This is a genomic window from Nostoc sp., from assembly GCF_036917415.1.
GTDB lineage: Bacteria > Cyanobacteriota > Cyanobacteriia > Cyanobacteriales > Nostocaceae > Nostoc.
Genome location: NZ_JBALDJ010000117.1, coordinates 98542 through 108502, shown reverse-complemented (window position 1 = coordinate 108502; position 9961 = coordinate 98542). Strand labels below are relative to the sequence as shown.

Sequence of the window (9961 nt, the reverse complement as noted above, 5' to 3'; positions counted from 1 at the left end):
ACGCCGAAATAACAAATGGGTACGCCGAAATAACAAATGGGTACGCCGAAATAACAAATGGGTACGCCGAAATAACAAATGGGTACGCCGAAATAGCAAATGCGTACGCTGAAATAACAAATGACCTAAGAGGATGTTTGAAAAGTCGTATTGTCGGTATAAAAAGTTCTAGATCCCCCTAAATCCCCCTTATAAAGGGGGACTTTGATTCCGGTTCCCACCTTTTTAAGGGGGGTTAGGGGGGATCTAAAAGTGCCTAAAATCACAGTGAAATATATACTTGTGCTTGTTATATGCTTTACTCTGGTAGGTGCGCGTTCATTTGGGCAAACAATTATGACATCAGTACCCCAACTGCTCACCGACCCATTTTTGCAATTGCCAACTGAAACTTCAGTACGAGTAGTTTGGTTTACTGAATTTGCTGGTGTTAATCACACAGTAACCTACGGCGAAAATCTCAAACAAACTGCTAAGGCAAGTACTACTAAGCTTAGTCGCACACGTGAAGACCAACACTCAAGAGTTGCAAACCAAACCAAAGACGGACAAGTTTATCAAAAACCCATCCAGCGAGATATTTGGCGACATGAGGCTGAGGTAACTGGCTTAACTCCTGATGTGCGGGTAAACTATCGTGTCACAAGTGTGCAAGAAGACGGCGAGAGTGTCGACAGTGATGTTTTTACCCTCACAGCTACTCCCAAATTAGATACAGCACTGAAAATTCTACTTACCTCAGATCATCAATTAAAGCCGATGACAGCAGCAAATCTGCAAAAGGTGGTAGAAACAGTTGGACGAGTTGATGGCGTGTGGTTTGCCGGTGATTTGGTCAATGTTAGCGATCGCGCCTCAGAATGGTTTGATGATAATATTGGTGGTGCGTTGTTTCCCGGTTTACAAGGTCGTGCTAAATATGAAATGACGCACAATGGTGTTAAGACAACCTACACTGGTGGACAAATAATTCAACACGCACCCATGTTTACTTGCATTGGCAATCATGAGGTGATGGGGCGTTTTGCCAGGATGGGAAGTTTAAATGATGAATTTGATGATACAATTCCCCGTGTCGTTGCTCAAAAAATCTACCCAGATAAATCTTTAATCGATAATTCTTTTAATACTAATACCTATGAAGAAATTTTCTCTTTACCAAAAAGTCAAGAGGGTGGAAAAAGGTATTATGCAGTCAGTTTTGGTGATGTGCGTTTGGTGGTACTGTACATTACGAGTATGTGGCGGACTCCCAGTTTAACCAGAAAGCATAAGGGTAGATATCTAGAAGCAGAAAAGGATTTAAATAATCCTGAAAATTGGGGCTATGGACAAGTTATTTATGAGCCAATTGCTAAAGGCAGCAAGCAGTACAATTGGCTAGAGGCAGAACTTAACAGCCCTAAGTTTCAACAAGCAAAATACAAAGTTGTGATGTTTCATCATCCGCCCCACACTCTGGGTGATAATATAGTTCCTGCTTATACAGAACCAGTTCAAATAATTGAACGGGATAGTGGCAATATCAAAGCAGTGCGTTATGAGTACCCCAAAGACGCAGATTATATTATTCACGATGTTGTGCCAATACTTGAAGCAGCTAATGTCCAATTGGTATTCTATGGACATTCCCATTTGTGGAATCGCTTTGTTAGTTCCAGTGGAATGCACTTTCTAGAAACATCTAATGTGGGTAATACTTACGGTGCTGCTTGGGGTGACAGAAAGCGAGAAGTACCAATTGGATATCAAGAGGATTATGTTAAGCTTGGCGATCCCAATGGTTTAGAACCGATAGTGCCAACAATTTCTCCCTCGCTGGGTGAAAATGGAAAGCCGATGCCTTATATTGCGAGTAATGATATTACAGTTTTCAGTATCTTTGATACGGGGGCAGGTACGATAAGTAGTTATCGTTTTGATACTCGCAAGCCTGATTCGGAAGTATTGAAGTTTGACGAATTTAAGTTGAAATAGTAAAGTAGCACATCTGTCATTAGTGTCAGACTGTATAAGTTTTGCCCTCACCCCCAGCCCCTCTCCCAATTTTGGGAGAGGGGAGCAAATTCTCCAGTTCCTCTTCTCCCAATTTGGGAGAAGGGGTTAGGGGATGAGGGCGACCCTATAACCCTTTCTCTTACCTCTAAGGAAGAAATAGGTATTCTTGCGATCCGATCGGAGTAGATTATAGACTAGCGATCGCATCGGCAACTAGTTTAGAAATAAAGGGCAAAATATCCTGATTCTTAGCCTGGGCTTTACCTTCAGTAAATACCACTAAAAGGTAAGGGCGTTGTTCTGGTAACTCAATATACGCGGCATCATGGCGAACTTGACTTGTCCAACCGGCTTTTGACCAAATTTGAGCATTTTCAGGCAATCCACCACCTAAAAAACCTGTCACCTGATTTTCCTCGGTGTTAGTGGACAAATCGTTGAGAGGACGTTTCAGTAAAGCCATCATGGCTTGCGATCGCGCACTTGAAACCGCCACCCCACCTACAATACTATGCACTAATCTAGCGATCGCATTTGTGGTCAACATATTACGATTTTCTAGCAACTCTCCCACAAACGCCCGTTCCCGTCCATAAGGGCCATCACCCCAAGTTTTTTGACAAACGTTAATTGTCTCCAATTCTTCCCAACTCAAAGATTGGTAATAGCGATTAACAATATTACGCTGATATTTCCAGGTTTCAAAGGGGCCGATTGGTAATTCTGGGCCTGATGTAGTGCCACTCAAAATATCGACAACCAAGCTGGTAGCATCATTACTAGAATCGACAATCATATCCCGCAAAGCTCGCTCCAACTCCTTGGAGGTTTGACTCATGCCTTTTTCTAGCCATTCGTTTACCGCCACCAGGTAAAATAGCTTGACTACACTGGCAGGATAAATCCGCTCAACACCGCGATAAGTGAAACCACGAACTGGGTGATCCCAAAAAGCTTTAGGAGTAAGCGCTCCACCAGTATTTACTCGCACCGGTGGATCGTAAACAACCCAAGTCAAGGCAATTTGGTTACGTGCTAAGGTTCCAAATGCTGCCCAAGTTGCATCTAAAATGCCTAACCCAAGATTTTCGAGTTGTTCGTCTTTATTAAAAAAAATCATTCTCTGATAATGTCCTTTAATCTAAAATCCAAAATCCAAAATCCAAAATCAGGGGAGTATCAGTGTTTAGCTGACCTGAATTTATATGATTCTCCTGAATGTACGCGTTTAGCAACTCAAGCTGCATCTGGGAGACATTTGTGGGTAACATCAAATCATCAAAATTCGGCGGTTGAGGTGTATTTATGTGAAGATGACTATCCAGGATGGGTATCCATTTCAGAATTTGATTCATTACAATCTGCTACTGTACCTTATCAAGCTGCAACATTTTCTGAATCGGAGATTAAAAAACTTCTAGCAGAAATTATCGCCTTTACCCAAAAAGCGATGCAACAATCAAATTATTACCTTTGGGGTGGTACGGTTGGACCAAATTATGACTGTTCTGGGTTGATGCAGGCGGCGTTTGCTTCGGTGGGTATTTGGCTACCTAGAGATGCCTATCAACAGGAAGGATTCACTCAACCAATTACGATTGCAGAATTAGCAGCCGGGGATCTGGTATTTTTTGGAACTAGCCAAAAAGCCACCCATGTCGGGCTTTATTTGGCGGATGGTTATTATATCCATAGTTCTGGGAAAGAGCAGGGACGAAATGGGATCGGAATTGATATTCTCTCGGAACAGGGAGATGCAGTTAGTCAGTCGTACTATCAGCAGCTGCGAGGTGCTGGTAGAGTTTTTAAGAGTTACGAACCACAGAGACGCTGAGGACGCTGAGGCTTATGAGGAGTGGGTTGGTTGATCAAGGGGTGATTGGGGAAAATGGGGCGATTTCTGCAATTGTTCCAGATGTTTCGGTGGTAGTACCAATACATGATGAGGTGGAGAGTTTGCCACTTTTACTAGAAGCGATCGCCTCTACTTTATCCTCTAGTCAGATAAATTATGAAATCATTTGTGTAGATGATGGTTCTACAGATGGTTCTGGGGATTTTCTCAAGAAAGAGGCGCAAATCCGCACTGATTTAAAGGCGGTGATTTTGCGTCGCAACTACGGACAAACTGCGGCGATGGCTGCTGGATTCTATTATGCAGTCGGTAAAGCGATCGTTACTTTAGATGCCGATCTCCAGAACGATCCGGCTGATATTCCCATGTTATTAGCAAAGCTGGATGAGGGTTACGATTTGGTGAGTGGTTGGCGACAAAAACGCCAAGATGGGGCGGTAAATCGGTTACTTCCTTCCAAAATTGCCAATTGGCTAATTCGCCGCACCACTAGCGTGAATATTCATGACTATGGTTGTTCGCTGAAAGCCTATCGTTCAGAACTGTTAGCAGATATGAATCTCTACGGGGAATTACACAGATTTTTACCTGCTTTGGCGTACATCGAAGGAGCTAGAATTACTGAAATACCTGTACGTCATCACGCCCGCCGCTTTGGTCGTAGTAAATATGGAATTTGGCGGACATTCCGGGTATTGATGGATTTGTTAACCATTCTGTTTATGAAAAAATTCCTCACCCGTCCGATGCACGTTTTTGGGCTGTTGGGCTTGATTTCAATGTTTTCGGGCACTGCGATCGGAATTTACCTAACTTTCGTCAAATTAGCTTTAGGTGAAATGATTGGCAATCGCCCTTTGCTGATTTTAGCAGTTCTGCTGCTACTAACGGGAGTGCAGTTGTTTTGCTTCGGACTTTTAGCAGAATTGCTCATGCGTACATACCACGAATCCCAAGGACGGCCTATCTATCGCGTGCGAGAAGTAGTAGCAAAAAATGTTAAGTAGCGTAACAATAGTCATTAGTCATTAGTTATTAGTCATTAGTCATTAGTTACGAGCAATAAATGACAAAGGACAAATGACAAAGGACAAATGACAAAAAACCAATTAAATTGCATCTACCTTGAAAACATTTAATACCTTTGACGCCCAACTGCGGCGCAACCTGCTGATTTTATTTACAGCAGGTTTATTATTCTGGTCGAGCCTGTCTTCGCTCTTACCAACCCTACCGCTTTACATCAATGATGTGGGCGCAAGCAAGCAAGAAATTGGGATTGTGATGGGTAGTTTTGCTATTGGGTTATTGCTATCTCGCCCGATGCTGGGACGGTTAGCCGATGAACGTGGTCGCAAAATTGTCTTGTTGATTGGTACGATAGTAGCTGCGATCGCACCTTTTGGTTACTTGGCAACTAAATCAATTGGGTTATTGATCCTGGTGCGGATTTTTCACGGCATTAGTATTGCTGCTTTTACCACTGGCTACAGTACCTTAATCGTAGATTTAGCGCCCGCCGAGACTCGTGGTGAAATCATTGGTTACATGAGCCTAGCAACTCCTATTGGTTTAGCAATTGGCCCTGCCTTGGGTGGGTATTTAGAAGCTACAAGTGGTTACGGGATATTATTTCTGTTATCCGCCGAATTGGGTTTTGTCGCCCTGTTGGGGATTGTACAAGTTACGAATCCGCCAGTGCAAACGCAGGAGCAGACAGAGGCAGAGGATCGCAAATTTTGGCAAATTTTGGCCAGTCCACGGGTGAGAGTTCCAACTTTAGTTATGTTGCTGGTTGGTTTGTCCCTTGGTGCTGTACATACCTTTGTGTCCTTATTCCTCAAATCCACTCAGGTGGACTTCAATGGCGGACTGTTTTTTACAGCTGCGGCAATTTCTAGTTTTAGTATCAGGATATTTGTTGGTAAGGCAAGCGATCGCTTCGGGCGTGGTTTGTTTATTACCTTTGGTATTTTTTGCTACGTTTTGGCGTTAATACTGCTGTGGCAAGCTGACAGCGCGATCGTTTTCTTACTGGCTGCGATCGCTGAAGGTGCTGGTGGTGGTACACTGTTCTCGATGATGATTACGATGATGGCAGACCGTTCGCTGCCGCAAGAACGGGGGAAAATTTTTGCTATGTGCATAGCTGGACTTGACCTGGGAATTGCGATCGCTGCTCCTCTTCTGGGTATCATCGCCGAACGGGTAGGCTACCACGATATGTTTGGCTACGGTGGTGCGATCGTTTCTGTTGCACTTGTCCTTTTCCTCACTCAGTCGAGCAAAAACCTATCCAACTCCCTGCGCTTTGCACTAGGTCTAGCTCCAGATGTCTACGCATTGAAAAAATTAAAAGTTAGGAGTGATGAAATTTAACTCCTCACTCCTAACTTTCAACTCTTAACTTTTTAAAAACGGGCGAGGAGGGATTCGAACCCCCGACACCGTGGTCCGTAGCCACGTGCTCTAGTCCACTGAGCTACACGCCCTTACCGACAATCTATATTAACATGTTTTAACCAAATGGCACAAGATAATTTTCCAGCTAATTTTGCCAACTTAACCCATCTAGATCCCCAAGGACAGGCACAGATGGTAGATGTGTCTGATAAAGCACCCACCGTCCGCCAAGCAGTAGCCGCAGCCAATGTGCGGATGCTGTCAGCCACCTTCGCCGCCATTCAAGCCGGAAATGTCCCAAAAGGGGATGTGTTGGCAACTGCAAGATTGGCTGGGATTATGGCAGCCAAGCAAACAGCCACTTTAATTCCTCTGTGTCATCCCTTGCCTTTGCAAAAAATCGCAGTCGAAATCATACCCGATCCCCAACTACCGGGTTATCAAATTCAAGCCACAGTCAAAACCAAAGCTGAAACCGGTGTAGAGATGGAAGCCTTAACTGCCGTTTCTGTAGCTGGATTGACTTTATACGATATGGCAAAAGCTTTAGAAAAGTCGATTCAAATTGAATCAATTCGTTTAATAAGTAAGAGTGGCGGGAAATCAGGAGATTATTCCTCGCCAGAGCAATAAGCTGCACGATCGTTATTAGCAAATAGAATCTCTAAATTCTCTTTAATCAAGACAATCCAACGATATTGCTCTGTATTGTCTGCCATTGGTTTGCCGTCGCGATCTGGATAGAGGAGATCGGGGTCTATTTGCTCAAAGATCGTCATCGTATTTAACCCAGCGGCTCTTGACTTCCAATTCAATTATTACTGCTTCTAGAAGTCTAATCGCAACGACTGCCCCAAAAACCTTAGAATAAGTAGGGTGTATTTAAATCTGTAACAAATATTTATGCCTCCTCGTTGGCCTCGCAAACCCGATCGCAAAGACCCAGATTACCGCAAGATTGATGACCGGATGAATTTTGCCATGCATGTAGCGATCGCTGCTATGATTAATTCTGGCTTATGGTTTTTTCACATCTTGAAAAGCACTACCTGGGACTGGCTGCCGTTGTTGACTGCAAGTTGGACAGGAATAGTATTAGTGCATCTCATTTATATTAGTGCGATCGCTAATTACAGCGAAACTCCACCTAAATCCATCTGAAGATGGACTGCTGATGCTGGGGCGATTGTAACCTGTGATAGTAGAATTAGCCTATTAATTGAGCGATAATGTAAAAAAGCCTGAGATTTCGCACTCTTTCTTAACGTAGGGTTATTTTTATGGCAAAGACTAACACCACAGAATTACTGGAAGCCCTAGCAGCTGAAATTGGCGAAAATGTCTACATGGATATTGCCAAATGGCATCTTTATTTATCTAATGCCAAACTGCATACCCTTGTTGCTGAACAGTTGTATCCTTTAATTACTTCCAACAATGTAAGTGAAGATCGAGTTTTAAAAGTCTTGAAATCAATTACAGTAAAAATTGGCGGCGGTAGAAGCGAACTTCCTTTAAGTGATTTACTGCCACTGCAATGCCAAGTAACATTAGTTGATATTTTAGAAAAATATCAACGCGAAATCTAATCTCTACAACCAAGATTATTTGAATTAAACAATTTTCTCGGTCAGTATTCCCTAATTATATTTGAAATGCTGAATTGAGGATTAATTTGTTATATCAATTTTATAAAGATAAAAACCACCGAGACACATAGATAGATTTTGTGTAGTTTATGTGTTCATATCTGGTAAAAATGTCCTTTAACAATTAAGGAATCTCGACCTTCTAAATCGGTTGAGAGGTGAGTGAGTATATCTTGAGAATCACTCCCAACTTTCATGGAAACTTATTGAGGCAATTTCTATGCTTTTACAAGTCAAAGATACTGGCGAATTGGTAAAAATTGTTGAAATTCAGGAATTAATTGACCCGAATACTGATGTTGTTCAGGCAAAAGACCAAGAAGGTCAAGAAGAACAGCAACCTGAAACTTTTAAAAAACAAAATCTCGTTTTTCCTTCAGGTGAAGTTCTACCACGCTGCTGGATAGATGCTAACTATAGACACGGCAACGATTAATGATTTTAAAATCAGATAATTGGTAATGGAAGTAAACTATAGGACTCATATTTGATTTTTGAAATATACGTAGGGTGCGTTATGCCTCTGGCTAACGCACCATGCGAAGGCTTTGGTGCCGTACTCTCGGCGATAACACAACGCCAGTCCGCTCAAGTCGGGAACCCGCCCACGCGGCTGGCTCCCCTACCATACTTAGATAGATTTTTTCATAAATCAAATCGGATTCCTATATTAGCAATTATCAATAGTAGGGGCACACATCTGTCATAGGTGTCAACTTAACGTAAAACCCGCTTGGTGAAAACGTTTTGCCCTTACCCCCAGCCCCTTTCGCATCCGTGAGAGAGAAGCCTGAGATTTAATCCCCTTCTCCCTTGGGAGAAGAGGTTAGGGCATGAGGGCGTAAGGTGATGTGTAAAACACATACCCGATATAGCTTTCAGCTTAAGTTGACACCAATGCACATCTGTGACCCCTACTATGTGCTAGTTGATTACTTCTTGTTCTGCTAATGTCGCCTTTTCATTCTGCTGAAAGTTTGGGAAAAATCTCTTAGTAATCAAGGCAGTTAAAATGTGAGACAGTAATCCCAAAGGCCCAGCGAACAAAGATAAAGCTAGAGAGTGAATTGTCCAAACACCTGTTTTCTGTCCTTCCCAATAAATCCAGCGACCAACGAATAAATCCATCACTAAAAAATGAATCCAACCTGTTGCCGCAGCTGTTTCATCTGCAAAAAACCGTGCAATATCAGCTAATTGAGGATTCGATAAAGCTTGAGCATTTTCTGGGGTAATGCTGTTGATAAACAAATACAAATACGCCCCAGCTAGTAGCACAAAGGGTAAATAAGATGACATTATCTGTCGTGTAACTTTCCAGTTGGGCAATAAAATCATCAACGCCCAAAATGGCAACACGAAAAGGTTGGCAACGTTAAATAGTTGAGAAATCGTCATATCTTTGTAAAGTGAAGGGTGAGTTTAGAGTAAAAAATCGGAGCTTTTAGTTATTTAGTATTATTTTTTCTTTTGAATTTACTAATACATAATAGCAGTATAAATTTACCATTATAAGTTGCTCTAAGCCGCGTAATAACCGATAGACAAGGGCAAAATTTTCTTGTTAAAGGTAGGCAAACTTCCGCCACAATGTATTAGTTTTACTTAACTCTTAACTCCTAACTTATAAAGCTACAAGCTGTGATTCAGTTTTTGAAGACTTCAAATCACGTCCAATGAAAACTAAGCGCGTTTGCCTAGCTTATTCTGGTTTCCAGGGGCGATCGTAAAATTTATCAAATCGGGTTCCCACACCTTGCATCACTAAGCGCATAGATTTATTTGGCACTGCGACAAAGCCTTTAATTCGGTAAATTTCTTGTTGTACTAATGTTTGCAACTGCTGTTGGGTAGGAATTACCAAAATATTCAATTCACCAGTTTTTTGATGAATGGCAATAATCGGTAATATATCAGAGTCTTGAGAGCCAGAGCAAAAGCTTTTAATTCCGTTTAAACGAAAATAATCATTTTCCGGTGTCAGAGTAGCTCTTTTATCTAAAGGGTTGAGGGCATTGCACCAAAACCAATTATTGTGAATAGTTTCTGAGTAATA

General features: G+C 42.1%; 10 protein-coding genes, 1 tRNA gene and 2 pseudogenes. 8 read left to right on the top strand and 5 right to left on the bottom strand.

Annotated features, from left to right (window positions below):
- The first annotated feature begins 336 nt into the window (after positions 1–336).
- Positions 337–1977 carry a metallophosphoesterase family protein gene (locus tag V7K41_RS28905; protein ID WP_334853821.1) on the top strand — a complete coding sequence of 547 codons (1641 nt, stop codon included), beginning with the start codon at positions 337–339 and terminating at the stop codon, positions 1975–1977.
- Between the two features lie 208 nt (positions 1978–2185).
- On the opposite strand, the gene V7K41_RS28900 is transcribed toward V7K41_RS28905, so the two are convergent.
- Positions 2186–3118, bottom strand: coding sequence for a serine hydrolase (locus V7K41_RS28900; RefSeq protein WP_334853819.1), 933 nt, complete (start codon positions 3116–3118; stop codon positions 2186–2188).
- Positions 3119–3127: 9 nt separating this feature from the next.
- Here V7K41_RS28900 and V7K41_RS28895 point away from each other — a divergent pair, with 9 nt between their 5' ends.
- The 3 genes from V7K41_RS28895 (at position 3128) to V7K41_RS28885 (ending at position 6232) form a co-directional block, all read left to right on the top strand.
- Positions 3128–3832: a C40 family peptidase gene (locus V7K41_RS28895; RefSeq protein ID WP_334853817.1), complete on the top strand. Its 705-nt coding sequence runs from the start codon at positions 3128–3130 to the stop codon at positions 3830–3832.
- Between the two features lie 14 nt (positions 3833–3846).
- Positions 3847–4860 carry a glycosyltransferase family 2 protein gene (locus V7K41_RS28890; protein ID WP_334853816.1) on the top strand — a complete coding sequence of 338 codons (1014 nt, stop codon included), beginning with the start codon at positions 3847–3849 and terminating at the stop codon, positions 4858–4860.
- Between the two features lie 118 nt (positions 4861–4978).
- Positions 4979–6232, top strand: coding sequence for an MFS transporter (locus tag V7K41_RS28885; protein ID WP_334853814.1), 1254 nt, complete (start codon positions 4979–4981; stop codon positions 6230–6232).
- Between the two features lie 39 nt (positions 6233–6271).
- Here the strand turns inward: V7K41_RS28885 and V7K41_RS28880 are convergent.
- Positions 6272–6345: transfer RNA gene (locus V7K41_RS28880), tRNA-Arg, on the bottom strand.
- Positions 6346–6379: 34 nt separating this feature from the next.
- On the opposite strand from V7K41_RS28880, the gene moaC reads away from it, so the two are divergent.
- On the top strand, positions 6380–6889 hold the full coding sequence (gene moaC / locus V7K41_RS28875; RefSeq protein WP_334853812.1) for a cyclic pyranopterin monophosphate synthase MoaC: 510 nt from the start codon (positions 6380–6382) through the stop codon (positions 6887–6889).
- A 14-nt stretch (positions 6890–6903) separates the two neighbouring features.
- On the opposite strand, the pseudogene V7K41_RS28870 reads toward moaC, so the two are convergent.
- A pseudogene (locus tag V7K41_RS28870) lies at positions 6904–7035 on the bottom strand (Uma2 family endonuclease); the annotation flags it as partial.
- Positions 7036–7159: 124 nt separating this feature from the next.
- Here V7K41_RS28870 and V7K41_RS28865 point away from each other — a divergent pair.
- The 3 genes from V7K41_RS28865 to V7K41_RS28855 all read left to right on the top strand — a co-directional run bounded on the left by V7K41_RS28865 (position 7160) and on the right by V7K41_RS28855 (position 8341).
- Entirely contained in the window at positions 7160–7417 is a 258-nt protein-coding gene (locus V7K41_RS28865; RefSeq protein ID WP_334853811.1) for a hypothetical protein, read from the top strand.
- 119 nt (positions 7418–7536) lie between these two features.
- Positions 7537–7845 (top strand): DUF3181 family protein, encoded by a 309-nt coding sequence (locus V7K41_RS28860; protein ID WP_334853809.1) that lies wholly within the window; start codon positions 7537–7539, stop codon positions 7843–7845.
- A gap of 280 nt (positions 7846–8125) precedes the next feature.
- Positions 8126–8341, top strand: a complete 216-nt coding sequence (locus V7K41_RS28855; protein WP_334853808.1) for an acetyltransferase — start codon at positions 8126–8128, stop codon at positions 8339–8341.
- Between the two features lie 488 nt (positions 8342–8829).
- Here the strand turns inward: V7K41_RS28855 and V7K41_RS28850 are convergent, their stop codons facing one another.
- Both V7K41_RS28850 and V7K41_RS28845 read right to left on the bottom strand, forming a co-directional pair.
- A complete protein-coding gene (locus V7K41_RS28850; RefSeq protein WP_334853806.1) occupies positions 8830–9303 on the bottom strand; it encodes an ABA4-like family protein in 474 nt (157 codons plus the stop codon).
- Positions 9304–9529: 226 nt separating this feature from the next.
- Positions 9530–9754 (bottom strand): annotated as a pseudogene (locus tag V7K41_RS28845) (GTP-binding protein); the annotation flags it as partial.
- Positions 9755–9961 lie beyond the last annotated feature (207 nt).